Raw genomic sequence first — 26,014 nt, 5'->3', positions numbered from 1 at the left:
GCGCGCGATGAGGGTCTTGGCCGCGATGAGCGGCGGCGTCGACTCGGCGGTCGCCACGGCGCGGGCGGTCGATGCCGGACACGACGTCGTCGGGGTGCATCTGGCGCTCTCGGAGACGCCCGCGGCGCTCCGCGGGGGCTCGCGGGGCTGCTGCTCCAAGGAGGACGCGGGCGACGCCCGGCGCGCCGCCGACGTGCTCGGCATCCCGTTCTACGTCTGGGACTTCGCCGCCCAGTTCACCGAGAGCGTCGTCGACGACTTCGTCGCCGCCTACGCCGCCGGGCAGACACCCAACCCGTGCCTGCGATGCAACGAGAAGATCAAGTTCGCGGCGTTGGCCGAGAAGGCCCTCGCCCTGGGCTTCGACGCGGTCTGCACCGGGCACTACGCCCGGCTCGACGCCGCCTCCCCGCCCACCCTGCGGCGCGCCGTCGATGCGGACAAGGACCAGTCCTACGTGCTGGCGGTACTCACCGCCCACCAGCTGGCGCACGCCCTGTTCCCGATCGGTGACACGCCGAAGGCGCAGGTCCGGGCCGAGGCGGCCGCGCGCGGGCTGCGGGTGGCAGACAAACCCGACAGCCACGACATCTGCTTCATCCCCTCCGGGGACACCCGGGCGTTCCTCGGCGAGCGGATCGGCGCCCGTCCCGGCGCGGTCGTCGACGCCGAGAGCGGACAGGAGCTGGCCCGCCACGACGGCGTGCACGGCTTCACGATCGGCCAGCGCAAGGGCCTGGGCATCGACCGGCCCGCCGCCGACGGCCGCCCCCGTTACGTGCTGGGCATCGAGCCCGCCACCGGGACCGTGACCGTGGGGCCGGCCGCCGCGCTGGACGTCCGGGAGATCGACGGCGCCCTGCCGGTCTGGTGCGGTGGCGTCGACCCGGACGGCCCGCTCCGCTGCGTGGCCCAGGTCAGGGCGCACGGCGGGCTGGCCCCGGCGACGGCATGGCAGACCGCCGACGGGTCGCTGCGGGTGCGCCTCGACGAGCCGTTGCGCGGCGTCGCCCCCGGGCAGGCCGTCGCGCTGTACCGGCCGGACGCGGCCGGGGACGTGGTGCTGGGCAGTGCCACGATCACCGCCGCGCGCTGAGAGCCGCAGTCAGGCCAGCTCGGGCACCCGCAGGTGGGCCAGCGCCAACTCGAACTCGCGAACCTCCATGACCTCGACGCCGGCGTCCCGGCTGATCGACTCGCGCAGGGTGGTCCCTCGGTCCCGGCTGCCGTCCAGCGCCTCGCGGCTGTCGAAGGTCACCGACGACACGCCGAGTCCGGACCCCCGGTTGACCAGCAGGCTGGCGCTGCAGAACCCGTCGAACTCCTCCAGGGCCGGCAGCAAGGCCATCTTGTAGACGTCGATCGCCTGGTCGAGCCGAGCCGGATCGCCGCGCACCCAGGTGGCGCGCACCCAGGCGCCCGGGCGTGAGGTGTGGTCCCGGTGCAGGACGGCGATCTCCCACTCATCGATCTGAAGGCTGCCACCGAAGATCTCCGCGGCCCGCTCGCGAACGGTCCGTAGCTGGTCCGCACTGGCGCGCATCGCATCCTCGGACTGCCAGGCACTGGCAGCGATGCACCGGCCGGACTCCCGGTCGACCAGCAGGGACAGGCCGATGAACCCGTCGATCTCCTGCAGCTGGGGCAGCACCGTGTCGCGGAGGTGCGCGATCCCGTCGTCGATCGACTCCGGTTGGGCCTGCACCGTGGTGGAGCGTGCGAACACGACCCCACCCCCTTCCGATCCGGGCAGCGCCCCGGTGGCGCCACCGGCCGGACCAACGGTCCTCCGGCGGACCGGGTCCGGCAACGGCCAGTTCCGGGTCGATTCAGCGGCCGTCCCGAGCCACCGTGGGTGGGCGGTGGCGCACCGCCGGAGCCCATCGGGTACACCTCGGCCATGAGCACTCCCTCCGACCCGCTCGCCGAGGCGCTCGCCGCCGCGGGGCTGTCCGGCGCCGTGCCCGGCGGGCCCGCGCCTGCCGCACCGGATCCGGGCGGTCTCCTCGTCACCGCGCCCGAACCCGAGCGGGTGGAGGAGCCGCCCGTGCGCTGGTCCGCGGGAGCGGCCACCGGCGTCGGCTCGCTGCCCGGCACCGTTGCGCGGGAGGCCGCCGCGACCGTGGTCGGGGAGCTGCCGGCGCTGCCGCATCTGCCCGAGCTGCCCGCTCGCGGCGCCGGCGCCGACCCGATCGGGCGGGCGGCGGCGCTGCTGGTCGACCTCGCGGTGGAGGTGGTGCCGACCGCCTACCGGGTGACCGCCCGACCGGGCCGCGACCAGCGCCGCGCCGTCGACCTGCTGCGCGGCGACGTCGACGCCTTCGACGAAGCCTGCGATCCGGTCCGTCCGGACTGGGTGAAGGTGCAGGTGGCGGGCCCATGGACGCTGGCCGCGTCGGTGGAGCTGCGCTCCGGGCACCGGGTGCTCACCGACCACGGTGCCGTCCGCGAGTTCACCGAGAGCCTCGCCGAGGGGCTGTGCGGGCACGTCGCCGAGATCGCCGCGCGCACCGGCGCCCGGGTGCTCGTGCAGCTGGACGAGCCGTCGCTGCCCGCCGTGCTGTGCGGCTCGCTGCCCACCGCGTCGGGGTACGGGACGGTGCGCGCCGTGCCCGAGCCCGAGGTCGCGGACGCCTTGCGCGGAATGGTCGACCAGCTGGCGGCGCCGGTCGTCGTGCACTGCTGCGCCGAGCGGCCCCCGGTGCGGCTGCTCGCCGGGATCGGGGCCGCGGGGATCGGGATCGACGCGACGCAACCCGCGCTGAGCGGGGACACCGCCGTCCCGGCGATGCTCGACGCGCTCGGCGAGGTCTGGGATACGGGCACGCCGCTGCTGCTCGGGCTCGTCCCGGTGCAGGCGCCGTCGCGGCCACCGGAGCTGAAGGAGCTGGCCCGGACCGCGTTCGACCTCGCCGACCGGCTCGGCTTCGACCGCTCCCGGCTCCCCGAGCTGGTCGTCCCGACGCCCGCGTGCGGGCTGGTGGGGGCGACGCCCGAATGGGCCCGCCGCGCGATGTCGCTCGCCAGGCAGCTGGGGGAGGCCTTCACCGACCCGCCGGAGGGTTGGTAGAGCGGCTCGGCTACCTCGGCCGGTCCGTCCGGCCGGTCCGCCCCGGCCGATCCACCCCCGTGACATGATCGCCGTTTCGGCGGCTCCAGCCGCGAAATCCGCGGTGGAACCCGCCCAAACGTTGATCTCCGGCGGGGCGTCGCCGGCCGGACGGGACGTCCTGCGGGAGTTGACGGCACGACGGGCGTAGGTTGCCGGTATGCACGGTGATCGCCTTCTGCTGGGCCCTGGCCCGTCCGTCCCCTACCCCGAGGCGCTCGAGGCGCTGACCCGGCCGGTGCTCGGCCACCTCGACCCCGAGTATCTCGGCGTGATCAGCGAGATCGGCGACCGGCTGCGGGCTGTGTTCCGCACCGCCAACGCCCTCACGTTGCCGGTCAGCGGCACCGGATCGGCCGGGATGGAGGCCTGCCTGGTGTCGTTGCTGGAGCCGGGCGCGACCATCATCGTCGGCGTCAACGGGTACTTCGGCGAGCGGCTGTGCGAGGTCGCGCGCCGCGGCGGGGCCGAGGTCGTGCGCGTCGAGGCGCCGTGGGGCAGCCCGCTCGACCCGGCCGACCTGCTCGCGGCGCAGCGGGCGAACCCGCAGGCCGCGCTGCTCGCCGTCGTGGCCGCGGAGACCTCCACCGGCGTGTGCAACGACGTCGCCCCGCTCGGGCCCGAGCTGGCCGGGACCGACACGTTGCTGCTCGTCGATGCGGTGACCGCGCTGGGCGGAACCCCGCTGGAGGTCGACGAGTGGCAGATCGACGCCTGCTACTCGGCCGCGCAGAAGTGCCTGGGCGCCCCGCCCGGCCTGGCCCCGGTGACGCTGAGCCCCCGGGCCATGGCGCGGATGCGCGCCCGCCGGACGCCGATCCGGTCCTTCTACCTCGACCTCGGGCTGCTGCACGACTATTTCCTGGCCAGCCCGCCCACCTACCACCACACGGCGTCCTCGACCCTGGCGTACGCGCTGCACGCCGGCCTCGGGCGGCTGTTGGAGGAAGGCGTCGAGCAGGTGTGGGAGCGTCACGCCCGGATCGGCGCGCTGCTGCAGGGCGCGCTGCCCGAGCTCGGCTTCGGGCTGGTCGCGCCGAAGGGGGCGCGGTTGCCGCAGCTCACCACGACGACGTTGCCCGAGGGCCTCGACGAGGAGGTGCTGCGCAAGCGGTTGCTCGGCGAGTTCGGGATCGAGGTCGGCGGCGGGCTGGGCGCCTTTGCCGGCCGCGCCTGGCGGATCGGGCTGATGGGGCATGCCGCCACCGAGCGCTCGGTGGTCACGCTGCTCGGGGCGGTGCGGCAGCTGCTGGGCTGATCCCCCGTGGGGCCGATGAATGATGGCGCCGCGCGCCGTCATACCTGCATGACCCTCGATCTCGAACCCGCCGCCCGTCGGATCGTGCTGCTGCTCGACGGCGTCGCCGACGACCGGCTCGACGCCCCGACGCCGTGCACCGACACCACCGTCGCCGCCCTGCTCGACCACCTGGTCGGGCTCGCCGGGGCGTTCCGCGGGGCCGCGGTGAAGGCGCCCGATCCCGGCCCCCCGCAACCGGCCGCGACCGACCGGCTCGACCCGGACTGGCGGCGGGTCCTGCCTCGGCGGCTCGACGAACTCGTCGCCGCCTGGCGCGACCCGGCGGCGTGGGAGGGGATCGCCTCGGTGGGTGGGGCCACCATGCCCGCGCCGCAGGTCGCGACCGTCGCGCTCGACGAGCTGGTGCTGCACGGCTGGGACCTCGCCCGCGCCACCGGGCAGGCCTATGCCGCCGATCCGGCGAGCGTCGAGGCCTGCCTCGGGTTCGTCGCGGCGGTGGCGTCCCCGCAGGGCACGCCGGGGCTCTTCGGCCCGATCGTCGACATGTCCGCTGATGCGGCACCGCTCGACCGGCTCCTCCGCCTCAGCGGCCGCGACCCGTCGTGGGCGCCCGATCGTCCAGCCGAAGCTCCGGTGACCCGCTGATCAGGCCCCGTCGCCCGGTACCCGTGCGGCGATCGGCCCAGCGCGCCAGCAGGATCAGCGCCACGGTCAGCGCGACGACGGTGGCGCCCGCGGCGAGGGCGCCCAGCGGCTCGGTGACCACGAACGTGGGGATCAGTCGTCCGGGCACCGCGACCGCGCCGAGGAACGCCCCGGTCAGGCCGAGCCAGCTGCCCAGCATGGCGGACCGGTGCCCGCGCAGGTCACCCCGGCGTGCGGCGAGGATTCCGGCGACGAGGCTGACCAGCGTCACGACCGAGAGGACGTGCAGCAGGCTCAGCCGCCCCTCGCTCAGGTCGCGGATGGCGAACGAGCTGGTGGCCACGAACAGCATGCCCGTCACCCACATCCATCCGGCGATCCGGTGGGTGCGGTCGCCCTTGATTCGCCGCAGCAGCTGGTAGCCGCCGAGCAGCAGGCACACCAGGGCGCTGGCCGTATGGGCGGCCACCAGCATCGTGGGTCCCGTCATCGTTCATCCTCCCTGTCGTCCAGCGCCGCGATCAGGCGCCGGGTGTCGCGGGCGTAGTCGCCGTAGCTGACGCCGCTGCGTTCGACGACGTCGGCGAACCGGCGTTCGAGCAGGTCGCGGCACTGGGCGACCGCCTGTTTGCCGGATGGGGTCAGGGTGAGCCGCCGCCGGTTCCCGCCTGCCGGGTCGGGTCCGGCCTCGAGCAGCCCGGTGCCTGCCAGTGCACCGGTCATCCGGCTCACCGACGGTTCGGAGACTCCCAGCGCCTCGGCGAGCGCCCGCTGGGTGACCGGGCCGAGCTCGCCGACGAGCAGCAGGGTCAGGAACCGCCGGTAGGACAGGCCGAAGGCCGGCTGCAGGATCTCCTCGGCCGCGCGGTCCAGCCGCGCGGTCAGCACGTGCAGGTCGAAGGTCAAATCGTGAGACACACCTATAACTTAGCACGGTAAGTTAGGAGGACAACCCTCTATGGGTCTCCCGAGATCGTCGGTGCATCGCACTAATCTCTGCCGCGTGAGCCCCGATGCCCCAGCCGCTGCCCGCGCCCGGCACGCGCAGCTGGCCACTGAGGTCGCCGACCATCAGTTCCGCTACTACGTGCTGGATTCGCCCGTCATCTCCGACGGTCAGTTCGACGAGCTGTGGCGCGAGCTCCGCGCGCTCGAGGAGGCGTATCCGGAGCTGGTCACGCCGGATTCGCCGACCCAGCGGGTGGTGGGCGGTTCGGCGGGGTTCTCGACCGACTTCACGGCCCACGACCATCTCGAACGCATGCTCAGCCTCGACAACGTCTTCGACACCGAGGAGCTGCGCGGCTGGGCCGAGCGGGTCGGCCGGGAACTGGGCGCCGACGCCGCCCTGCACTACCTGTGCGAGCTCAAGGTCGACGGCCTGGCGGTGAATCTGCTCTACGAGGACGGCAGGTTCGTCCGCGGGCTCACCCGCGGTGACGGTCGCACCGGTGAGGACGTCACGCTCAACATCCGCACCCTGTCCGAGGTGCCGCAACGACTGACGAGCTCCGACGCGTGGCCGGTGCCGAAGGTCCTCGAGGTGCGCGGGGAGGTCTACTTCCGGCTCGCCGACTTCGAGGCGCTCAACGCCTCGCTCGTGGCAGCGGGCAAGGCGCCGTTCGCCAACCCGCGCAACACGGCGGCGGGTTCGTTGCGGCAGAAGGACCCGCGGGTCACCGCGTCGCGCAACCTGCGGCTGATCTGCCACGGCTTCGGCAAGCGCGAGGGGTTCGCCCCGATGCGGCAGTCGGAGGCATACCAGGCGTTGCGGGCGTGGGGCCTGCCGGTCTCCGACCGCACCGTCATGTTGCGCGGCATCGACAAGGTGATCGAGCACGTCGAGTACTGGGGCGAGCACCGCCACGACGTCGAACACGAGATCGACGGCGTCGTCGTGAAGGTCGACGAGGTGGCCCTGCAGCGCAGGCTCGGGTCCACCTCGCGCGCACCGCGCTGGGCGATCGCCGTCAAGTACCCGCCGGAGGAGGCCACCACCACGTTGCTGGACATCCGGGTGAATGTCGGACGCACCGGCCGGGTCACCCCGTTCGCGTTCATGGAGCCGGTTCAGGTCGCGGGCTCGACGGTCGCGCTGGCCACCTTGCACAACGCCGACGAGGTGCGTCGCAAGGGCGTACTGATCGGCGACCGGGTGGTCATCCGCAAGGCCGGCGATGTCATCCCCGAGGTGCTCGGGCCGATCGTCGACGTGCGCGACGGCTCGGAGCGCGAGTTCGTCATGCCCACGCACTGCCCGGAGTGTGGCACCGAGCTCGCCCGGCAGAAGGCGGGCGACGTCGACCTGCGCTGCCCCAACGCCCGGTCCTGTCCCGCGCAGCTGCGCGAGCGGCTGTTCCACGTCGCCGGCCGCGGGGCGTTCGACATCGAGGGCCTGGGCTACGAGGCGGCCACCGCGCTGCTTGTCTCCGGGGTGGTCATCGACGAGGGCGACGTCTTCTCCCTCACCGCGGCCGATCTGCTGCGGGTCGAGCTGTTCCGCACCAAGGCGGGTGAGCTCTCGGCCAACGGGCGCAAGCTGCTGGCGAACCTCGAGGTCGCCAAGGACCGTCCACTCTGGCGGGTGCTGGTGGGGCTGTCGATCCGGCACGTCGGGCCGACCGCGGCGCAGGCGCTGGCCCGCGAGTTCGGCTCGCTCGAGGCCATCGAGGCGGCGGCCGAGACGGCGGCCGCCGAGACCGCGCGGGCCGGCGTCGCGATCACCTCCGACGGTACAGCCGACAATGGCGCCGGGGCGGAGGGCGCCGGGCCGGCGGGCAACGGTGTGCCGGCCGCCGACGAGCCCGAACCGTCCACGATGGAGGCCGCGGAGGGCACGGAGGTTGCGGCTCTCGGAGAGGCCGCGGATGCCGAGACGACGCGGGCCAAGGCCAAGGCGGTCGCGGCCGCGCTGGCGCCGCTCGCCGGCGTCGAGGGGGTCGGCCCGACGATCGCGGCGGCCGTACGTGACTGGTTCACCGTCGACTGGCACCGCGAGGTCGTGGCCAAATGGCGGGCCGCGGGGGTGCGGATGGTCGACGAGGCCGACGTCTCCGTGCCGCGGACCCTCGAAGGGATGTCCATTGTGGTCACCGGCTCGATGGACGGCTTCTCCCGGGACGAGGCGAAGGAGGCCATCGCCGCCCGTGGCGGCCGGGCCGCGAGCTCGGTGTCGAAGAAGACCGCGTTCCTGGTCGCGGGTGACGCGCCGGGCTCCAAGTACGACAAGGCGGTCGATCTCGGCGTTCCGGTGCTCGACGAGGAGGGATTCCGGGTGCTGCTGGAACGCGGCCCGGATGCCGCCCGGCAGGTGGTGAGCACGACGGGTTAGCGGCCGGCTGGCGGGTTGTCGGTCCCTCCCGTGACATACGGTCGAGCGGGCGAATCAGATACCGATGGTACTCGGATTCCGTTGACATTCGAATACCTTGGGTATCTAATTCTCCCGTGACGACGCGGCTGACCAGAGCGGAGCAGGTCGAGCGGAACCGGGAGCTCGTCCTCGTCGCGGCGCGGCGGATCTTTCTCGAACGCGGGTACGGCGGCGCGAACCTCGACGCGATCGCCCACGAGGCGGGCTTCTCGAAGGGTGTCGTGTACTCCCAGTTCGCGAGCAAGGCCGACCTGTTCCTCGCGCTGCTGGAGCGCCGGATCTCCGACCGGGCGGCGGAGAACGCGCGCGTGGCCGCCGCGCACGCCGGGCTCGACGGCCTGCTCGCCCTGCTGCGCACGAACGTCCGGCGCACCGAGGAGGGCGCCGGCTGGCTGCGGCTGCTCGTCGAGTTCCGCGTACTGGCCGCGCGGGACCCCGGGCTGGGCCGCCGCTACGCCGACCTGCACGCCCGCGCCCTGGGCCACTTCACCGAGGCGGTGGGATCCGTGCTCGCCCGCGGCGGCCTCGCCCCCGTGTACCCGCCCCGCGTCTTCGCCGAGCTGATCTTCGCCGTCGACGCCGGGCTGCTACTGGAACGCGCCGCCGACCCGGCGGCCCTCCCGGTGCGCTACCTGGAGGACCTCGCCGCTCGCCTCGTCGAGCCGATCTGATCCCGCCTCCCGCCGAGGAGCCATCGTGACCGCCACCACCGCCACGTCCCCGTTCGTCGCGCTGCGCGACCGGACCAATGCCGCCCTCCTCGCCGCCTACCCGGAGCTCATCGCTCGGCTGGACTGGGACCGCGCGCGGATCGTCGCTCACCAGCGGCTCAGGCTGCAGGCCCTGCTCGCCCACGCCGCCGCGCATTCCCCCTTCCACTCCCGGCGGCTGCGCGGGATCGACCTCGACGCGGTCGGTCCCGCGGACCTCGCCACGCTGCCGGTGATGACGAAGGCCGAGATGATGAACGAGCTCGACGACGTTTTCACCGACCGGCGGCTGACGCACCGCGCGGTGGAGGAGGCGCTCGCCGCGGCGGGCCGGGAGCCCGCGGTGCTGCAGGGGGTCCACCTCGCGCTCGCCTCGGGGGGAAGCACGGGACAACGCGCCGTGTTCGTCCTCGACGGCCCGGCGTGCGTGCAGTTCTACGGCTCGCTGACCCGCGGGTTCGCCGCCCGGATCGCCGCGACCGGCGGGCCGCCCGGTGGCCTCCCCGCCGCGATGGTCGCGGCGGGCTCGCCCCTCCACGCCACCGGGACCGCGGGCCCGCTCACCGCAGGCGGACGGCTGCCGTTCCGCTTCCATTCGGTGCCGGTCACCCTGCCGCTGCCGGAGATCGTCGAGCGGCTCAACGCGCTGCAGGCGCCGCTGCTGTTCGGCTATCCCACGATGCTGGCCCGGCTGGCCGGAGAGCAGCGGGCCGGGCGGCTGCGGATCGCCCCGGTCGCGGTCACCTGCACGAGCGAGACCTGCACCCCCGAACTACGCGCCGCGATCACGGCGGGATTCGGAGCCCCGCTGATCGACGGCTTCGGCTCGACCGAGGGGCTGGTCGGCAACAGCCCGCCCGGCGAGGAGGCGATCGTGTTCGCCGAGGACGGGTGCGTCCTCGAGCTCGTCGACGATCGCAACCGTCCGGTGCCACCCGGCACGTCGTCGGCGAAGGTACTGGTCACGAACCTGTACAACCAGGTGCAGCCGCTCATCCGCTACGAGCTCACCGACCGGTTCGTCGCGGAACCGCCCGCCGCGGGGCACGGCCACCTGCGGGCGCGTGTGCAAGGTCGCTCGGACGAGGTCTTCCGCTACGGCGCGGTGACCGTCCACCCGCTGGTCATGCGCTCGGTGCTGGTGCAGACCCCGGAAGTGCTGGAGTATCAGGTCCGGCAGACACCCGGCGGGATCGACGTGGCAGCGGTGGCCGATCCCGGGCTGGACGTGGCGGGTCTGCAACGCCGGCTCGCCGCCGCGCTGGCGGGCAGCGGTCTCGCCCGTCCCGAGGTCGTGGTCCGTCCGGTGCCGAACCTGCAGCGTCATCCCGAGACCGGCAAGCTCTGCCGGTTCATCCCCCTGCGCTGATCCCTGCCGTTGCTCCGCGCCGGCGCGGCATGACGTCCCGGTATGTTCCCGCGCCCCGGTCGCGCAGTACGATCGACGGCATGTCATGATCAACTGTGGCCTGGTGGTCTCCGATCGGAGATATGGCAATTGCTCCGACGGTGACTAGGCTCACTCGGGCGGAGGAGGTTGTCTGGTGCTGCAGGCGGTCCTGAACGGCTCACGGCCGGCCGACGCGCACCCGGCGCTTCCCGTCCTCTCTCGCCACCTCGCGCGCGATGCCCGCACGATCGCCCGGCTGGGTATCTCCTCGGTGCATGTGCACCCGCGCGGCCCCAACGGCGAGGAAACCCTCGATCCCGCCCATGTCGGGGATGCGGTCGCGCTCATCCGGGCCGAGGTCCCGGGCATGGAGATCGGGGTGGCCACCGGCCGTTGGATCCAACCCGATCCGCGGGTCCGGGTCGAGGCCGTGCTGTCCTGGGGTCAGCTCGGCGTCGGGAAACCCGATGTCTGCTCGGTGAACGTGCACGAGAAGGGCTGGGTCGACGTCTGCCAGGCCGCGGCCTCGGTGGGCATCGGCGTGGAACTCGGGGTGTGGACCAGCGGCGATGCCGTCACGCTTCGCCAGCACGGGGTCCCGCCACGCACCGTGCGGGTGCTCGCCGAGTCGACGGTGTCCGACCCCGAGACCGCCGTCGCCGAGGCGATCCGGATCCTGCGCGCCCTTGGCTCGCTGCCGGTGCCGGTGCTGCTGCACGGCGAGGAGGGCGGAGCCTGGCCGGTCCTGGAGTACGCGATGCGAATGGGCATTGATACCCGCATCGGCTTCGAGGACGTCCTCGTCCGGCCCGACGGGTGGCTCGCGACGGGCAACGACGACCTGGTCAAGTCGGCGCTGGCCATCCGCGTCTGACCCGCCGCCCGGGAGCCGATCCCCGGCCGATCCGCCCCGGCCGATCCCCTCGACCATGATCGTCGTTTCGGCGCCCGCGGCCGCGCCGATCGCGGTTCCCCCTGCCCAACCGCCGATCACCCGCCCGCGCTGGTTCCCTCCGGGCCCAGCACCGCGGTGACGATGCCGGCCAGGTGCGTCAGCCGGGCCAGCTCGGACCGCCGGAAGGCCGGACCGCCCGGTCGCCCCACCACCAGCGCCTGCGCCGACGAGGCCGGACCGAACGGCGCCGCCGCGAGCTCGGTGTCCAGCTCGCGCCACGGGCTCGGGACCCACTGGGTCTCGGGATCGATGACCATCGTCGTGGTCAGCGGCAGCCACGGCAGATCGCCTGCCCTGGTCTCGGGTGCGGCGCCGCTCTCCGCGAGCCGCCACGACCGTCCGCCCTCGCGCACCACGATGAGCGCCCAGCCGGCCCGGAACAGCCGCGGCACCTCGTCGGTGAGTCGCTGCAGCCCATGAGCGGGATCGCCGGCGATCTCGTCGACGAGCTCGAGCTCGCGATGGGTGTCGAGCCGGCCCACGTAGGGCCGCACCGACTCGACCTGCACCCCGGGCACCGCCTCGGCCGCGGTGATGAGCACATCCGGAGGCCGGCCCGCGGGCAGCTCGACGGCGAGGTCGTCGACGGCCGTGCCCGCCGAACGTTCCACGACGTCGACGCCGAGGATGTCGGCCCCGGCGTTGCCGAGCGCGGTCGCAACCGCTCCAAGACTGCCCGGTCGGTCCGGCAGCACCACGCGGAGCAGGAACGACACCCGCACGCCTCCTCGTCACGACGACCCATGCCCGCGGCGGTGTGGCCCGTGCCTCGCGGGCGGCCGACGCGGCACTGCGCGGGAGATCCTGCCAGGCTCGGGACGGCGGGGACAGCACCCACCGTGCGCGTCGAGCTGCGGTCCGTGCCCGACGGGCGCGCAAGGGGTGACTCGCCGGGGACTAGACTCGTCATCGGCCCCGCCGCAGGCGGCGTCCTGACGCGCGCGCCGCACGTCGCCGGGGACCCCCACCCTGCCGTGAGCGTGCCCGCACCGGGTCCCGCCCCGCACACCGTTCCACCCAGGAGGGACATGTCTCTCGATACCCCGCCGCCGAGCGGGGCCATCACCCGGGACGAGGTCGCTCACCTCGCCCGGCTGGCCCGGCTCGCCGTCACCGACGACGAGCTCGATGTCTTCGCCGGTCAGCTCGACGTGATCCTCGGCGCGGTCGCCCGGGTGGGCGAGGTCGCGGCCGACGACATCCCACCGACCTCGCATGCCGTCCCGCTGTCCAACGTGTTCCGTCCCGACGAGCGGCGTCCGGGGCTGACCCAGGAGCAGGCGCTCTCCGGAGCGCCCGCGGTCGAGGACGGCCGCTTCCGGGTCCCGCAGATCCTGGGGGAGGAACAGTGAGCACCGAGCTGATCCGGCTCACCGCGGCCGAGCTCGCCGTGAAGATCCACTCCCGGGAGGTCTCGGCCGTCGAGGTCACCAGGGCGCATCTGGATCGCATCGCCGCCGTCGACGGGCAGGTGAACGCGTTCCTGCATGTTGCGCGCGAGGCGGCGCTGGCGAACGCCGCGCTGGTCGACGAGTCGATCGCCGCCGGTACCGCCCCGGCGTCCCCGCTGGCCGGGGTTCCGCTGGCGCTCAAGGACGTCTTCACGACCATGGACATGCCGACGACGTGTGGGTCGAGGATCCTCGAGGGTTGGCGCCCGCCGTACGACGCGACGGTGACCACGCGGCTGCGCGCCGCCGGGATCACCATCCTGGGCAAGACGAACATGGACGAGTTCGCCATGGGCAGCTCGACCGAGTACTCGGCGTACGGGCCCACCCGCAACCCGTGGGACACCAGCCGCATCCCCGGTGGCTCGGGCGGTGGTTCGGCCGCGGCGCTGGCGGCCTTCGAGGCCCCGCTCGCCATCGGCACCGACACCGGCGGTTCGATCCGTCAGCCCGCCGCGATGACCGGGACAGTCGGGGTCAAGCCGACCTACGGCGGGGTCTCCCGCTACGGGCTGGTGGCGTGCGCGTCGTCGCTGGACCAGTGCGGGCCGTGCGCGCGCACCGTGCTGGACGCCGCGCTGCTGCACGAGGTGATCGCCGGGCCCGACCCGCTGGACTCCACCTCGATCGACGCGCCGGTCCCGGCCGTCCTCGAGGCCGTCCGGCGGGGTGCGGATGGTGACCTGCGAGGCCTGCGCGTCGGCGTCGTCCGGGAACTGGGCGGCGAGGGGTACCAGGCCGGGGTGCAGAGCAACTTCGAGGCCGCGCTGCGTCAGTTGGAGAAGCTGGGCGCGGAGGTCGTCGAGGTCAGCGCACCGCACTTCCAGTACGGGCTGCCCGCCTACTACCTGATCCTGCCCAGCGAGGTGTCGTCGAACCTGGCGCGGTTCGACGCGATGCGCTACGGGCTGCGCGTCGAGAACGGCACCAGCGCGGAGGAGGTCATGGCCGCCACCCGGGAGGCGGGCTTCGGGCCGGAGGCCAAGCGGCGCATCATGCTCGGCACCTACGCGCTGTCCTCCGGCTACTACGACGCCTACTACGGGCAGGCGCAGAAGGTGCGGACGCTGATCAGCCGCGACTTCGCCACGGCGTTCGCCCAGGCCGACGTGCTGGTCTCGCCGACGGCGCCGACGACCGCGTTCCCCATCGGGGAGAAGGTCGACGACCCGCTCGCGATGTACCTCAACGACCTCGCCACGATCCCGACCAACCTCGCCGGGACCGCCGCGATGTCGGTCCCCAGCGGGCTCGCGGCCGAGGACGGGCTGCCCACCGGCCTGCAGATCATGGCTCCGGCGCTGGGCGAGGCCGTGATGTACCGGGTGGCCGCGGCGTACGAGGCCGCGCGCGACGCCGAGGGCGGCGGCGCCCTGATCCACCGTGTCCCGCCGATGGAGGTCTCCGCATGAGCGCGCCCACGTTGGTCGACTACGATGAGGTCGTCGAGCGGTTCGACCCGGTGCTCGGGCTCGAGGTGCATGTCGAGCTGTCGACGAACACCAAGATGTTCTGCGGCTGCCCGACCGACTTCGGCGCCGAGCCGAACACCCAGGTCTGCCCGACCTGCCTGGGGCTGCCGGGCTCGCTACCCGTGATCAACCACGCCGCGGTGGGGTCGGCGATCCGGATCGGGCTGGCGCTGAACTGCACCATCGCGCCGTGGGGTCGGTTCGCGCGGAAGAACTACTTCTATCCGGACATGCCCAAGAACTTCCAGACCTCGCAGTACGACGAGCCGATCGCGGTGAACGGGTATCTCGATCTCGAGCTGGACGATGGGTCGGTCGTGCGGGTCGGGATCGAGCGCGCGCACATGGAGGAGGACACCGGCAAGTCGCTGCACGTCGGCGGCGCGACCGGCCGTATCCACGGCGCCGAGTACTCGCTGCTGGACTACAACCGCGCCGGCGTCCCGCTGATCGAGATCGTCACCAAGCCGATCACCGGGACCGGGGCGCGGGCCCCCGAGGTCGCCCGGGCCTATGTGACCGCGCTGCGCGACCTGCTGCGGGCACTGGACGTCTCGGATGTGCGGATGGACCAGGGGTCGCTGCGCTGCGACGCGAACGTCTCGCTCATGCCGCGCGGTTCGTCCGAGTTCGGCACCCGGACCGAGACCAAGAACGTCAACTCGCTGCGCTCGGTCGAGCGGGCCGTCCGCTACGAGATGACCCGGCAGGCCGCGGTGCTGCTGGCCGGCGGGACGGTCGTGCAGGAGACGCGGCACTTCGACGAGGCGACCGGCACCACGTCGCCGGGCCGTCGCAAGGAGACCGCCGAGGACTACCGGTACTTCCCCGAGCCCGACCTGGCGCCGATCGCGCCCTCGGACGAGTGGGTCGAGCAGCTGCACAGCACCCTCCCGGAGATGCCCTGGGAGCACCGCAAGCGGGTCAAGGCCGAATGGGGGCTGTCCGACGAGGAGCTGCGCGATCTGGTCAACGCCGGGGCGCTGGAGCTCATCGAGGCCACCGTCGCGGCAGGCGCGCCGTCGTCGGAGGCGCGGTCGTGGTGGGTGTCGTACCTGGCCCAGCAGGCGAACACGCGCGGTATCGCGCTCGACGCGCTGCCGATCCGGCCCGCCGACGTCGCGCGGGTGATCGAGCTGGTCGCCGCCGGTGAGCTGACGAACAAGCTGGCCCGCCAGGTCGTCGACGGCGTGCTGGCCGGGGAGGGCGGCCCGGACGAGGTCGTCGAGCAGCGCGGCCTCAAGGTCGTCTCCGACGACGGCGCGCTGATCGCCGCGGTCGACGAGGCTCTCGCCGCGCAACCGGACGTGGTGGAGAAGATCCGCGGTGGGAAGGTGCAGGCCGCCGGGGCGATCGTCGGTGCGGTCATGAAGGCGACCAAGGGGCAGGCCGACGCCAAGCGGGTGCGGGAACTCGTGTTGCAGCGGGCCGCCCGTGAGTGAGTAACACGGTTTCGGCGTTACTCAGCATTCACGAGGGCTTGTCCCAGATCCTGGTCGAGCTGTCCGCCCGTGCCCGGAAAAACCCCGGGCGCGGGCGGGGTCAGGCACGATCGGCGCCGCCGCCGGACGGGGGCTGGATGCGGATGACCCGGTCGTCGCTCGGCACCGGAGCCGCCTTCGCCCCGCCGTCGCGGTTCACCGTGCCGAGCCACAGCAGCCCGTCGGGCCCTGAAGCGGCAGCGGCCAGGCGCCCGTAGACGTTCGCGAGCACCGTCTGGGGATCGCCGTTGAAGGCGCCGCCGTCGGCCGGGCGCAGCACGAACAGCGACTTGCCGCCCGTCTGCGCGACCGCCACCACGCCGGGCTCGGCCGTGCACCCGGCGACACCGGGACGGTCCGGCCAGGTCCAGGCCGGCGGGGGCAATGCGCCCGGGCCGACCCGGTACAGCACATCCTGCGTCGCCGCCCGGTCGGTGACCCATGTCGTCCCGCCCATCCGGTCGGTGCATACCCCCTGCGGTGACCGCAGGCCCGAACTGAAGATCGGCGAGGCCGGGTCCGGGTTGTCGGGCATCGGACGGCCCAGGGTGTCGATGCGCAGCACCTTCCCGGCGAGCGATCGGGGATCGGCGCCGGCGCCGCCCGCGGCCCCGGTGGCCACGACCAGCGCACCCTGCGTATCGGTGCCGAGCGCGCCGCCGTTGTCCGCAGGCCCGCGGGGGATCCCGGTCAGCACCGGTTTGGGCGGCTCGCCGGGTGCCAACCGCAGCACCCGGTTGTCCTCGGGGGTGCTGGCGTAGGCGTAGACGAGCCGGTCCTCGGCGTAGCTGGGCGACAGCACCAGCCCGGTCAGCCCGCCGCTGCGCGGGTCGACGGGAACGGTCGTGACCAGCTGCGGTTCGACGCCCCGCTCGACCCGCAGCACCCGGCCGGTGCTGCGCTCGCCCACCAGCGCCGAGCTGCTGTCGGGGAGCACCGCGATCGCCCCGATCGGGTCCAGGCAGGTCGCGACGACCTGCGGGTCGGGGTCGTCACAACCCGACGGCGCCTGCTCCCGTCCCCGTTCCGGCACCTCCCCACCCTGTTGCCCGTCCGGCCCACCGGGAGGCGGCGGCTCCAGCATCGACGGCGGCCCGCCGAGCTCGCCGGCGCCCTCGATCTTGTCGCGCCATTCGCGGGGGCCGGAGTCGGGGAACGACGCGCAGGCGGCCAGCATCAGGCCGAGCAGGACGGCGGCAAGAACCCGCACCGTCCGCCGTCGCATCCCCCGCACGAGCCCCAGGCTAGGCCGCGGCGGGTGAGTGGCCGGTGAGGGCGCTAGCGTCATGCGACGTGACGGAGATGCACGTGCTCGTCTGTGACCAGGAGGGCCTCGCGGCGCTGGCCGATGTGTCCGGCGTCGCCGCGGTCCGCTACGACCCGCAGGCGACGCTGCCCGACGAGGCTGCGGTCGCGCAGGTCCTCGTTCCCCCGTTCCTGGCCACCAGCAGCGCCGTCGCGCTCACCGAGCAGCTACCGCGGCTGCGGCTGGTCCAGCTGCTCACGGCCGGGGCGGAGAGCTGGGTGGGCCGGCTGCCCGCGGGGGTGGCGCTGTCGGACTGCCGGGGCGCGCACGGCGGCGCGACCGCCGAGTGGATCGTGGCCGTGCTGCTCGCCCACTACCGCGACCTGTCGGCGTTCCTGCGGGCACAGGACGACCGGCGCTGGGACTACCACCGCACCGACGAGCTGGCCGGTAAGCGGGTGCTGCTCGTCGGGGCCGGCGACGTCGCGGAGCACACCGTGCGCAGGCTCGCCCCGTTCGAGGTGACGACCACGCTGGTCGGCAGGCGGGCACGCGACGGGGTGCACGGCATCGACGAGGTGCTCGACCTGCTGCCCCGGCACGACGCCTGCGTGGTGATCGTTCCGCTGACCGACGACACCCGTGGTCTCGTCGATGCCGAGTTCCTCGCCGCCATGCCCGCCGGCGCGGTGCTGGTCAACGCCGCGCGCGGGCCCGTCGTCGACACCGAGGCGCTCACCGCGGAGCTGTCCACCGGGCGGCTGCGCGCGGCCCTCGACGTCACCGATCCCGAGCCGCTGCCCGCGGACCATCCGCTCTGGACCGCGCCGGGTCTGCTGCTCACCCCCCATGTCGGGGGTAGTGTGCCCGGCGCGATGCGCCGGGCCTATGCGATCGCCGCGGAGCAGATCGCGGCGTTTGCGCGCGGCGAGCGGCCACCGAACCTGGTCGAGAACGGGTACTGATCGGCTCGTCGGCGCCGCGTCGCACCGGCCGGGGACTACTGTCCGCCTCATGAGTGATCCGACCCGGTCCTTCGACATCGGGACGCTCGGCGGCGCTGAGCCGGCCACGGCACCGACCAAACCCGAGCGGCGGCCGGTTCCGTCGAACGGATCCGCGGACATCGGGCTGCTGGTTCTGCGGCTGGCGGTCGGCGGGTTGTTCTTCGCGCACGGCGCCCAGAAGGTCTTCGGGCTCTGGGGCGGTCTCGGGATCGAACGCACGGCGGAGAACATCGCGCGCCACGGATTCACCGGGCAGGCCGGTGCGCTGGCCTGGGCAACGGGCCTCGTCGAGCTCGTCGCGGGCGCGTTCCTCGTGCTCGGGTTGCTGACGCCGCTGGCGGCCACCGCCCTGATGGCGGTCAAGATCGTCGCCATGGTCGTGAAATGGGGGGTGCCGTTCTTCGCCGCCGCCGCGCCGGACGCCCTGGAGCTCGACATCCTGCTCGGTGCCGGTGCCGCCGCGCTCGTCTTCACCGGGGCCGGTCGGGTCGCCCTCGACAACGGGCGCACCTGGCAGCGTCGCCCGCTGCCCTACGCCTGGTTGTGCCTGGTCCTCGGGGTGGGCGCCGCGCTGGTGGTGGTGCTGGTGCTGCGCTCATGAGTCGCGCATCCCCGCAGGATCGGCTGCTGCCCGACGACGTGTGGCTGCCGGCCGTCGCGCGCCGCCTCGGCGGCCAGGTGACCGTGACCGGACACGGCCTGCTCGACGGCGGCTCTGTTGCCGCGGCGGTGCAGCGTGTCGATCTTGACGTCGATGGGCGCGCGACGGCCGTCGTCGTCAAGCCGGCGACGGCCGCGGAGGTGGCCGCGATGCGGGCGCTCGCGGTCGTCATCGATCTGGAGCGGCCCCGTCTGCTCGCCGTCGGCCCGGACTGGCTGGTGCTGCCCTACTACGACGGAATGCCGCTGGCCGAGGGCCCGCAGGTGCCGGCCGAGGTGTGGTCGGCGCTCGCCCGGGTGCACGCGCACTGGCTGGGCAAACGTCCCCGTGGCCTCCCGGTGGTCGACGCCGCGTGGTGGCGTCGCCAGTGCCTCGACCGGATCCGGCCCGCGGCCCTCGGCGCGGGAGAGCGGACCGGGGACCCGGTGTACGGCGAGGTCGCCGAGGCGCTGGGAGCGTGGGCGGAGGACCCGCGGATCCGGCTCGCCCTCGGGGTGGTCCCGCGCACGCTGATCCACGGGGACGCCCATCGCGGCAACATCCTGGTCGGCCCGGACGGCGCGGTGCTCGTCGACTGGGGTAATGCCCGGGTCGCTCCGGCCGGCGTCGACCTCGCCGTGCTGCGGGCCCAGGGAGCGACCGATCTGACCACCTACCGCACGCTGTTCGCCGAGCTCACCGGCGGCGGTCCGGGGCCCGAGCCGGCCGAGGTGGAGCGCTGCCTGTCCGAGGTGTACGCCCCCGTCGGTTACCTCGGGTTCGCCGCCGACCACCTGGGTGCCGCCCGGGTCGCCGAGCTCGCCGCGATGGCGGAGCGGGCGCTGTCGGAACTCGGCCCCGCGCTCGCCGCTTTCCGCAGGTAACGGCCGCCGGTGAGTGCGTAACAGTGTTAGAACACTGTTACGCACTCACCGGCGGTGGCTCACAGGCAGCGGACGGCGCCGGTATCGGCGGAGGTCGCCAGGGCGGCGTAGGCGCGCAGGGCCTTGGAGACGGGGCGGTCGCGGTCGAGCGGGGTCCACGGCCGCTCGGCGGCCTCCATCTTGGCCCGCCGCTCGGCCAGCACCTCGTCGCTGACGAGCAGCTCGAGCGAGCGGGCGCGTACGTCGATGACGATCCGGTCCCCGTCCTGCACCAGGCCGATCGTCCCGCCTGCCGCGGCCTCGGGCGAGACGTGCCCGACCGAGATGCCGCTGGACCCGCCGGAGAACCGGCCGTCGGTGATCAACGCGCACTTCGCGCCCAGCCCGGCGCCCTTGAGGAACGCGGTGGGATGCAGCATCTCCTGCATCCCCGGTCCGCCCGCCGGGCCCTCGTAGCGGACCACGAGCACGTCGCCGGGCTGGATCTGCCGGCCGAGGATGACCGAGACGGCCTCCTCCTGGCTCTCCACGACCCGGGCGGGGCCCTCGAAGCGCCAGATGTCCTCGGGGATGCCGGCGTTCTTGATCACCGCGCCGTTGTCGGCGAGGTTGCCGCGCAGCACGGCGAGCCCGCCGTCGGCGCTGTAGGCGTGCGCGACATCGCGGATGCAGCCGCCCTCGGCGTCGGTGTCCAGCGACGACCAGCGGTTGCGGGTCGAGAACGCCTCGGTCGTGCGCACCCCGCCGGGGGCGGCGTGGAACAGCTCGACCGCCACGTTCGAGGGCGCTTCGGCGCGGATGTCCCACGCGTCGAGCCAGGCCTGGAGCGACGGGCTGTGCACCGTGTGGACGTCCTCGTGCAGCAGCCCGGCTCGGCGCAGCTCGCCGAGGATCGCGGGGATGCCACCGGCCCGGTGCACGTCCTCCATGTGGTAGTCGGAGTTCGGCGCGACCTTGCTCAGGCACGGCACCCGCCGCGACACCGCGTCGATGTCGGCGAGGGTGAAGTCGACCTCGCCCTCCTGCGCCGCGGCGAGGATGTGCAGCACGGTGTTGGTCGACCCGCCCATCGCGACGTCGAGCGCCATCGCGTTCTCGAACGCCTCGCGCGTCGCGATCGAGCGCGGCAGCGCCGACGCGTCGTCGTTCTCGTACCAGCGCTGGGCCAGCTCGACGACGGTGCGGCCGGCCTGCAGGAACAGCGATAGGCGGGAGGCGTGGGTGGCCAGCGTGGAGCCGTTGCCCGGCAGGGCGAGCCCGAGCGCCTCGATGAGGCAGTTCATCGAGTTCGCGGTGAACATTCCCGAGCACGAGCCGCAGGTCGGGCACGCGGACCGCTCGACCAGGTCCAGGCCGGAGTCGTCGACGTCCGACGACGCCGAGGCGGAGATCGCCGTGATCAGATCGGTCGGGGCGTGCGCGACGCCGTCGACGACGACGGCCTTGCCGGCCTCCATCGGCCCACCCGAGACGAACACGGTGGGGATGTTGAGCCGCAGCGCGGCGTTGAGCATCCCGGGGGTGATCTTGTCGCAGTTGGAGATGCAGACCAGCGCGTCGGCGGCGTGTCCGTTGACCATGTACTCGACCGCGTCGGCGATGACCTCGCGGGACGGCAGCGAGTAGAGCATCCCGCCGTGGCCCATCGCGATGCCGTCGTCGACGGCGATGGTGTGGAACTCGCGGGCAACCCCGCCCGCCTCGCGGACCGCGCCCGCCACCAGGTCGCCGAGGTCCTTGAGGTGCACGTGACCGGGCACGAACTGGGTATAGGAGTTGGCGATCGCGACGATCGGCCTGCCGAAGTCGTCGTCGCCCATGCCGGTGGCGCGCCAGAGGGCGCGCGCTCCGGCGGCATTGCGGCCATGGGTCGTCACACGGGAACGCAGAGCCGGCATCCGTCTTCCTTCAGTCGTCCGTGGATCAGTCGTCCGGGGGGTGCACGGGAGGCGGTGCCGCCCGTGGGTCGGGATCGGGCAGGTTGCCGCCGCTGACGGCGGCGAGCTGTGGCAGGTCGCGGACGTGCACGGCGGGCAGCGGTAGCTCCGCGCCGTCGGTCAGCACCGCGCTGACCCGGGTACCTCGAGATCGGGTCGAGGGCAGCAGACGCAGCGAGCTGATCTGCGACCACGGTACTCGCCGGGTCCCGAGGACGCGCCGCACGGTCACCGCCTCGGGGTCGGCGACGGTCCGTACCCGCAGGATCCACACGATGATCCCCAGCGGCACCACGTAGACGAACCAGAAGTAGGGGGCTCCGAAGGCGAACGGGATCGCGAAGAAGGCCAGCGCGATGGCGACGAAGATGCCCAGCCGGGAGATCTGGAAGACGGCCTGCGGCGGTGGCTCGGCGGCGTCGGCGGGCTGGTGGGGGTCCGCGGTCACGGCCATCATGGTCGCATCGCCGCGGCCGGCCCGAGACGCAGGCCGGGCAGCCCGGTCCGCGTGATGCTGCTCCCACGTTGCGGTCCCGACGACCCCCGATGTTGACCGATGCTCCGCAGGGCGACTAGCGTCGCCGCCATGCCCATCGGCCGAATTCTCGTACTTCGCAGGCGCGTCCACGCCTGAGCTGTCCGCTGCACACTCGGCCGTCGACGCGCCACCCTCGTTCCGCCGGAGCTCGGCGGCCGGGGGTTTTTTCATGTTCGGACCCACTCCTCGAGCGAGGCTGACCGCAGATGACCACCGCCACGCCCCGTTCCGGCCCGGTCCCCGGACCACCGGGACCGAAGCCGGCACCGCCGCCGGGCCGCCCCGGGCCGACCGTCTCCGGCGCGCCGCCGGCTGGGCCGTTCCCGGCCGCCGAACCGATGACCGGCGCGCAGTCCCTCGTCCGCTCGCTCGAGGAGATCGGCTGCGAGGTCGTCTTCGGCATTCCGGGCGGCGCGATCCTCCCGGCGTACGACCCGCTGCTGGACTCGACCAAGGTCCGGCACGTGCTGGTTCGCCACGAGCAGGGCGCGGGCCACGCGGCCACCGGCTACGCGCAGGCCACCGGCAAGGTCGGGGTGTGCATGGCGACGTCGGGTCCCGGGGCGACGAATCTGATCACCCCGCTGGCCGACGCCCACATGGACTCGGTGCCGATCGTCGCGATCACCGGGCAGGTCGCCGGGCCGCTGATCGGGACCGACGCGTTCCAAGAGGCCGATATCACCGGCATCACCATGCCGGTGACCAAGCACAACATGCTGGTGACGGACGCGGCGGAGATCCCGCGCGCGATCGTCGAGGCGTTCCACCTGGCATCCACCGGCCGACCCGGCCCGGTGCTGGTGGACATCTCCAAGGACGCGCTGCAGGCGCAGACCACGTTCAGCTGGCCCCCGGAGATGAAGCTGCCCGGCTACCGGCCGACGACCCGGCCGCACGGCAAGCAGATCCGCGAGGCTGCGAGGATGATCACCTCGGCCACCCGTCCCGTGCTCTACGTCGGCGGCGGCGTGCTCAAGGCGGAGGCGTCCGGCGAGCTCAGGACACTGGCCGAGCTCACCGGGATCCCCGTGGTGACCACGCTGATGGCGCGCGGCGCGTTCCCCGACAGCCACCCGCAGCACGTCGGCATGCCCGGGATGCACGGGACCGTGGCCGCGGTCGCCGCGTTGCAGAAGGCGGACCTGCTGATCACGCTCGGCGCCCGGTTCGACGACCGGGTGACGGGGCAGCTGGACAGCTTCGCGCCGGACGCCCGGGTCGTGCATGCGGACATCGACCCGGCCGAGATCTCCAAGAACCGCCGCGCGGACATCCCGATCGTGGGTGACTGCAAGGAGGTCATCACCGAGCTGATCGAGGCGGTCCGCGCCGAGCAGGCCTCCGGCACGGCCGACATCACGGCCTGGTGGGCCCTGCTCGACGGGTACCGCGAGACCTTCCCGCTCGGCTACAACTGGCCCGACGACGGTTCGCTGTCCCCGCAGTACGTGATCGAGCGGATCGGCAAGATCGTCGGCCCGGACGCGGTCTACACGGCGGGCGTCGGCCAGCACCAAATGTGGGCGGCGCAGTTCATCGGCTACGAGAACCCGCGGTCGTGGCTGAATTCCGGAGGGCTGGGCACGATGGGCTACGCGGTGCCCGCGGCGATGGGCGCGAAGGCCGCTCTGCCCGACACCGTCGTGTGGGCGATCGACGGTGACGGCTGCTTCCAGATGACCAACCAGGAGCTTGCCACCTGCGCGATCGAGGGCATCCCGATCAAGGTCGCTGTGATCAACAACGGCAATCTCGGCATGGTCCGGCAGTGGCAGAACCTCTTCTACTCGGAGCGGTACTCCAACACCGAGCTCGGCACGCACAAGCACCGCATCCCCGACTTCAAGCTGCTGGCGGAGGCGATGGGCTGCGTGGGGCTGCGCGCGGAGTCCAAGGACGAGGTCGACCGGGTCATCCGGAAGGCGATGGAGATCAACGACCAACCGGTCGTCATCGACTTCGTGGTCGGCGCCGACGCCCAGGTCTGGCCGATGGTCGCCGCGGGCACCGGCAACAACGAGCTGATGGCCGCCCGCGGCATCCGGCCGCTGTTCGACGGCGACGAGCTGGACGCCGAGGTCGACCAGACGGGGCCCCTGGGCCTCGCTGACCCTGCTGGTTCCGCCGACACCGGAGAAGAGGACTGATGGAGATCCACACGCTGTCCGTCCTCGTCGAGGACAAGCCCGGTGTCCTGGCCCGGGTCTCGGGGCTGTTCTCCCGACGCGGCTTCAACATCACCTCGCTGGCCGTCGGCCCGACCGAGCAGCCGGGCGTGTCCCGGATGACGATCGTCGTCGCCGTCGAGGACCTGCCGCTCGAGCAGGTGACCAAGCAGCTCAACAAGCTCGTCAACGTCATCAAGATCGTCGAGCTCGAGCCGGCCACATCGGTGCAGCGCGAGCTGCTGCTGGTCAAGGTGCGGGCCGACGCCGGGATGCGCAGCTCGGTGCTCGAGGCGGTGCAGCTGTTCCGGGCCAAGGTCGTCGACGTGGCGCCGGAGGCACTCACCATCGAGGCGACCGGCACCGCCGACAAGCTGAACGCGCTGCTGCGCATGCTGGAGCCCTACGGCGTCCGTGAGATGGTGCAGTCCGGGATGGTGGCCGTCGGCCGCGGACCCCGGTCCATCACCGCCGCGAGCGTCCGCTAACAAGAACCCGGCTACCACCGAGCCGGACACTGAATTCCCCGGAGAGGACGATCCACCGGTCATGAGTGTGAACATCTACTACGACGACGATGCCGATCTGTCGATCATTCAGGGCCGCAAGGTCGCGGTGATCGGCTACGGCTCGCAGGGCCACGCGCACGCCCTGTCGCTGCGGGACTCCGGCGTCGACGTCCGGGTCGGCCTGCCGGAAGGCTCGAAGAGCCGGGCCAAGGCCGCCGACGAGGGACTGCGGGTGGTGACCCCCGCCGAGGCCGCCGCCGAGGCCGACCTGATCATGATCTTGGCGCCGGACACCAAGCAGCGCTTCATCTACAGCGAGGACATCGCCCCGAACCTGCGCAGCGGGGACGCGCTGTTCTTCGGGCACGGCTTCAACATCCGCTACGACCTGATCACCCCGCCCGCGGACGTCGACGTGGCGATGGTCGCTCCGAAGGGCCCCGGTCACCTGGTGCGGCGCCAGTTCGTCGACGGCAAGGGCGTGCCGTGCCTGATCGCGGTCGAGCAGGACGCCTCGGGGAACGCCAAGGCGCTCGCCCTCTCCTACGCCGCGGCCATCGGCGGCGCCCGCGCGGGTGTCATCGAGACGACGTTCAAGGAGGAGACCGAGACCGACCTGTTCGGCGAGCAGGCCGTCCTGTGCGGCGGCATGGCGGCGCTGGTGCAGACCGGGTTCGAGGTACTGACCGAGGCGGGCTACGCCCCCGAGATCGCCTACTTCGAGTGCCTGCACGAGCTCAAGCTGATCGTCGACCTGATGTACGAGGGCGGCATCGCCAACGAGCGCTTCTCGATCTCCGACACCGCCGAGTACGGCGACCTCACCCGGGGACCGCGGATCATCACCCCCGCGGTCAAGGAGGAGATGCGCAAGATCCTTGCCGAGATCCAGGACGGCCGGTTCGCGGCCGAGTGGGTGGCCGAGGACGAGAATGGCAGGCCGACCTTCACCCGGCTGCAGAAGGAGGGTACCGAGCACCCCATCGAGCAGGTCGGGGAGAAGCTGCGCGGCCTGATGAGCTGGGTGGGCGAGAAGGCCAAGTAGACCCCGCCCTCCCTGTCGGACCCCGTCCGAACGAACGGCACGTCCACGCGACTCGGTTGCGCGGACGTGCCGCTCGTGCGTTCCACGGGACGCTACAGCTCCTCGCCGGACAGCAGCCGCTCGAACGCCTCGTAGGGCCCTGAAGTCGCGGAAGTGCCGCGAGCACATGGTCGTTTCGGGCCGCGGCGGCGGC

24 protein-coding genes are annotated in these 26,014 nt (G+C 72.9%); 17 read left to right on the top strand and 7 right to left on the bottom strand.

Annotated features, from left to right (window positions below; genetic code table 11):
- Window positions 1-7 precede the first annotated feature (7 nt).
- A complete protein-coding gene (gene mnmA, locus G567_RS0119010) occupies window positions 8-1,096 on the top strand; it encodes a tRNA 2-thiouridine(34) synthase MnmA (protein ID WP_028931232.1) in 1,089 nt (362 codons plus the stop codon).
- Between the two features lie 9 nt (window positions 1,097-1,105).
- Here mnmA and G567_RS0119005 read toward each other — a convergent pair whose 3' ends face one another.
- A complete protein-coding gene (locus G567_RS0119005; RefSeq protein WP_037057676.1) occupies window positions 1,106-1,726 on the bottom strand; it encodes a hypothetical protein in 621 nt (206 codons plus the stop codon).
- A gap of 306 nt (window positions 1,727-2,032) precedes the next feature.
- Between G567_RS0119005 and G567_RS0119000 the strand changes: the two genes are divergently transcribed.
- From G567_RS0119000 to G567_RS0118990, 3 genes are all read left to right on the top strand, one after another.
- On the top strand, window positions 2,033-3,070 hold the full coding sequence (locus G567_RS0119000) for a uroporphyrinogen decarboxylase/cobalamine-independent methonine synthase family protein (RefSeq protein ID WP_028931230.1): 1,038 nt from the start codon (window positions 2,033-2,035) through the stop codon (window positions 3,068-3,070).
- Between the two features lie 199 nt (window positions 3,071-3,269).
- Window positions 3,270-4,367 (top strand): pyridoxal-phosphate-dependent aminotransferase family protein, encoded by a 1,098-nt coding sequence (locus tag G567_RS0118995; RefSeq protein ID WP_028931229.1) that lies wholly within the window; start codon window positions 3,270-3,272, stop codon window positions 4,365-4,367.
- Window positions 4,368-4,415: 48 nt separating this feature from the next.
- Window positions 4,416-5,015 carry a TIGR03086 family metal-binding protein gene (locus G567_RS0118990; RefSeq protein ID WP_028931228.1) on the top strand — a complete coding sequence of 200 codons (600 nt, stop codon included), beginning with the start codon at window positions 4,416-4,418 and terminating at the stop codon, window positions 5,013-5,015.
- Here the strand turns inward: G567_RS0118990 and G567_RS29880 are convergent.
- Together G567_RS29880 and G567_RS29875 are read right to left on the bottom strand one after the other, a co-directional pair.
- On the bottom strand, window positions 4,954-5,505 hold the full coding sequence (locus G567_RS29880; RefSeq protein ID WP_051233293.1) for a DUF2306 domain-containing protein: 552 nt from the start codon (window positions 5,503-5,505) through the stop codon (window positions 4,954-4,956). The genes G567_RS0118990 and G567_RS29880 overlap by 62 nt on opposite strands.
- Entirely contained in the window at window positions 5,502-5,933 is a 432-nt protein-coding gene (locus G567_RS29875) for a MarR family winged helix-turn-helix transcriptional regulator (RefSeq protein WP_161631723.1), read from the bottom strand. The genes G567_RS29880 and G567_RS29875 overlap by 4 nt, the downstream gene beginning before the upstream one ends.
- Before the next feature lie 40 nt (window positions 5,934-5,973).
- On the opposite strand from G567_RS29875, the gene ligA reads away from it, so the two are divergent.
- The 4 genes from ligA to G567_RS0118960 all read left to right on the top strand — a co-directional run bounded on the left by ligA (window position 5,974) and on the right by G567_RS0118960 (window position 11,362).
- Window positions 5,974-8,346, top strand: a complete 2,373-nt coding sequence (ligA, locus tag G567_RS0118975; protein WP_051233291.1) for an NAD-dependent DNA ligase LigA — start codon at window positions 5,974-5,976, stop codon at window positions 8,344-8,346.
- A 116-nt stretch (window positions 8,347-8,462) separates the two neighbouring features.
- Complete coding sequence (locus tag G567_RS32290; RefSeq protein ID WP_051233290.1) at window positions 8,463-9,059, top strand: TetR/AcrR family transcriptional regulator; 597 nt, start codon at window positions 8,463-8,465, stop codon at window positions 9,057-9,059.
- A 25-nt stretch (window positions 9,060-9,084) separates the two neighbouring features.
- The gene (locus G567_RS0118965) at window positions 9,085-10,467 is read left to right on the top strand and encodes a phenylacetate--CoA ligase family protein (RefSeq protein ID WP_028931226.1); all 1,383 of its coding nucleotides are present in this window, start codon (window positions 9,085-9,087) and stop codon (window positions 10,465-10,467) included.
- A 175-nt stretch (window positions 10,468-10,642) separates the two neighbouring features.
- On the top strand, window positions 10,643-11,362 hold the full coding sequence (locus tag G567_RS0118960; protein ID WP_084796255.1) for a 3-keto-5-aminohexanoate cleavage protein: 720 nt from the start codon (window positions 10,643-10,645) through the stop codon (window positions 11,360-11,362).
- A 116-nt stretch (window positions 11,363-11,478) separates the two neighbouring features.
- On the opposite strand, the gene G567_RS0118955 is transcribed toward G567_RS0118960, so the two are convergent.
- Window positions 11,479-12,159 (bottom strand): ACT domain-containing protein, encoded by a 681-nt coding sequence (locus G567_RS0118955; protein ID WP_028931224.1) that lies wholly within the window; start codon window positions 12,157-12,159, stop codon window positions 11,479-11,481.
- 312 nt (window positions 12,160-12,471) lie between these two features.
- On the opposite strand from G567_RS0118955, the gene gatC reads away from it, so the two are divergent.
- Genes gatC through gatB form a run of 3 tightly spaced genes read left to right on the top strand, consistent with a single transcriptional unit; the run spans window position 12,472 to window position 15,808 of the window.
- Window positions 12,472-12,795, top strand: coding sequence for an Asp-tRNA(Asn)/Glu-tRNA(Gln) amidotransferase subunit GatC (gene gatC / locus G567_RS0118950; RefSeq protein ID WP_028931223.1), 324 nt, complete (start codon window positions 12,472-12,474; stop codon window positions 12,793-12,795).
- The gene (gatA, locus tag G567_RS0118945) at window positions 12,792-14,306 is read left to right on the top strand and encodes an Asp-tRNA(Asn)/Glu-tRNA(Gln) amidotransferase subunit GatA (protein WP_028931222.1); all 1,515 of its coding nucleotides are present in this window, start codon (window positions 12,792-12,794) and stop codon (window positions 14,304-14,306) included. The genes gatC and gatA overlap by 4 nt, the downstream gene beginning before the upstream one ends.
- Window positions 14,303-15,808: an Asp-tRNA(Asn)/Glu-tRNA(Gln) amidotransferase subunit GatB gene (gene gatB / locus G567_RS0118940; protein WP_028931221.1), complete on the top strand. Its 1,506-nt coding sequence runs from the start codon at window positions 14,303-14,305 to the stop codon at window positions 15,806-15,808. The genes gatA and gatB overlap by 4 nt, the downstream gene beginning before the upstream one ends.
- Window positions 15,809-15,908: 100 nt before the next feature.
- On the opposite strand, the gene G567_RS0118935 is transcribed toward gatB, so the two are convergent.
- Window positions 15,909-17,072 carry a PQQ-dependent sugar dehydrogenase gene (locus G567_RS0118935; protein ID WP_051233289.1) on the bottom strand — a complete coding sequence of 388 codons (1,164 nt, stop codon included), beginning with the start codon at window positions 17,070-17,072 and terminating at the stop codon, window positions 15,909-15,911.
- 77 nt (window positions 17,073-17,149) lie between these two features.
- Between G567_RS0118935 and G567_RS0118930 the strand changes: the two genes are divergently transcribed.
- From G567_RS0118930 to G567_RS0118920, 3 genes are read left to right on the top strand one after another with little or no spacing between them, the layout of a single operon-like run.
- Window positions 17,150-18,058: a 2-hydroxyacid dehydrogenase gene (locus G567_RS0118930; protein ID WP_028931219.1), complete on the top strand. Its 909-nt coding sequence runs from the start codon at window positions 17,150-17,152 to the stop codon at window positions 18,056-18,058.
- 49 nt (window positions 18,059-18,107) lie between these two features.
- Window positions 18,108-18,701 carry a DoxX family protein gene (locus G567_RS0118925; protein WP_028931218.1) on the top strand — a complete coding sequence of 198 codons (594 nt, stop codon included), beginning with the start codon at window positions 18,108-18,110 and terminating at the stop codon, window positions 18,699-18,701.
- A complete protein-coding gene (locus tag G567_RS0118920; protein ID WP_028931217.1) occupies window positions 18,698-19,624 on the top strand; it encodes a phosphotransferase in 927 nt (308 codons plus the stop codon). Before G567_RS0118925 ends, G567_RS0118920 begins: the two co-directional genes overlap by 4 nt.
- A 59-nt stretch (window positions 19,625-19,683) precedes the next feature.
- Here the strand turns inward: G567_RS0118920 and ilvD are convergent, their stop codons facing one another.
- Both ilvD and G567_RS29865 read right to left on the bottom strand, forming a co-directional pair.
- Window positions 19,684-21,522 carry a dihydroxy-acid dehydratase gene (ilvD, locus tag G567_RS0118915; protein ID WP_028931216.1) on the bottom strand — a complete coding sequence of 613 codons (1,839 nt, stop codon included), beginning with the start codon at window positions 21,520-21,522 and terminating at the stop codon, window positions 19,684-19,686.
- A gap of 25 nt (window positions 21,523-21,547) precedes the next feature.
- Window positions 21,548-22,009: a PH domain-containing protein gene (locus G567_RS29865; RefSeq protein ID WP_147201132.1), complete on the bottom strand. Its 462-nt coding sequence runs from the start codon at window positions 22,007-22,009 to the stop codon at window positions 21,548-21,550.
- Between the two features lie 296 nt (window positions 22,010-22,305).
- Between G567_RS29865 and G567_RS29860 the strand changes: the two genes are divergently transcribed.
- The 3 genes from G567_RS29860 (at window position 22,306) to ilvC (ending at window position 25,821) form a co-directional block, all read left to right on the top strand.
- Window positions 22,306-24,249, top strand: coding sequence for an acetolactate synthase large subunit (locus G567_RS29860; protein ID WP_051233287.1), 1,944 nt, complete (start codon window positions 22,306-22,308; stop codon window positions 24,247-24,249).
- Entirely contained in the window at window positions 24,249-24,755 is a 507-nt protein-coding gene (gene ilvN, locus G567_RS0118900; RefSeq protein ID WP_028931215.1) for an acetolactate synthase small subunit, read from the top strand. The genes G567_RS29860 and ilvN overlap by 1 nt, the downstream gene beginning before the upstream one ends.
- Window positions 24,756-24,816: 61 nt before the next feature.
- Window positions 24,817-25,821, top strand: coding sequence for a ketol-acid reductoisomerase (gene ilvC / locus G567_RS0118895; RefSeq protein WP_028931214.1), 1,005 nt, complete (start codon window positions 24,817-24,819; stop codon window positions 25,819-25,821).
- The last annotated feature ends 193 nt before the right edge of the window (window positions 25,822-26,014 follow it).

It is taken from the genome of Pseudonocardia asaccharolytica DSM 44247 = NBRC 16224, assembly GCF_000423625.1.
Taxonomy (GTDB): Bacteria; Actinomycetota; Actinomycetes; order Mycobacteriales; family Pseudonocardiaceae; genus Pseudonocardia; species Pseudonocardia asaccharolytica.
The sequence above is the reverse complement of the archived record's forward strand: the minus strand, read 5'-3'. Positions and strand labels throughout refer to the sequence as shown.

Coding starts and splice junctions, on each gene's coding strand:
- mnmA (WP_028931232.1), top strand. CDS start 8: ATGAGGGTCTTGGCCGCGATGAGCGGCGGCGTCGACTCGGCGGTCGCC.
- G567_RS0118995 (WP_028931229.1), top strand. CDS start 3,270: ATGCACGGTGATCGCCTTCTGCTGGGCCCTGGCCCGTCCGTCCCCTAC.
- G567_RS0118990 (WP_028931228.1), top strand. CDS start 4,416: ATGACCCTCGATCTCGAACCCGCCGCCCGTCGGATCGTGCTGCTGCTC.
- G567_RS29880 (WP_051233293.1), bottom strand. CDS start 5,505: ATGACGGGACCCACGATGCTGGTGGCCGCCCATACGGCCAGCGCCCTG.
- ligA (WP_051233291.1), top strand. CDS start 5,974: ATGGGTCTCCCGAGATCGTCGGTGCATCGCACTAATCTCTGCCGCGTG.
- gatC (WP_028931223.1), top strand. CDS start 12,472: ATGTCTCTCGATACCCCGCCGCCGAGCGGGGCCATCACCCGGGACGAG.
- gatB (WP_028931221.1), top strand. CDS start 14,303: ATGAGCGCGCCCACGTTGGTCGACTACGATGAGGTCGTCGAGCGGTTC.
- G567_RS0118935 (WP_051233289.1), bottom strand. CDS start 17,072: ATGCGACGGCGGACGGTGCGGGTTCTTGCCGCCGTCCTGCTCGGCCTG.
- G567_RS0118930 (WP_028931219.1), top strand. CDS start 17,150: ATGCACGTGCTCGTCTGTGACCAGGAGGGCCTCGCGGCGCTGGCCGAT.
- G567_RS0118925 (WP_028931218.1), top strand. CDS start 18,108: ATGAGTGATCCGACCCGGTCCTTCGACATCGGGACGCTCGGCGGCGCT.
- G567_RS0118920 (WP_028931217.1), top strand. CDS start 18,698: ATGAGTCGCGCATCCCCGCAGGATCGGCTGCTGCCCGACGACGTGTGG.
- ilvD (WP_028931216.1), bottom strand. CDS start 21,522: ATGCCGGCTCTGCGTTCCCGTGTGACGACCCATGGCCGCAATGCCGCC.
- G567_RS29860 (WP_051233287.1), top strand. CDS start 22,306: ATGACCACCGCCACGCCCCGTTCCGGCCCGGTCCCCGGACCACCGGGA.
- ilvN (WP_028931215.1), top strand. CDS start 24,249: ATGGAGATCCACACGCTGTCCGTCCTCGTCGAGGACAAGCCCGGTGTC.
- ilvC (WP_028931214.1), top strand. CDS start 24,817: ATGAGTGTGAACATCTACTACGACGACGATGCCGATCTGTCGATCATT.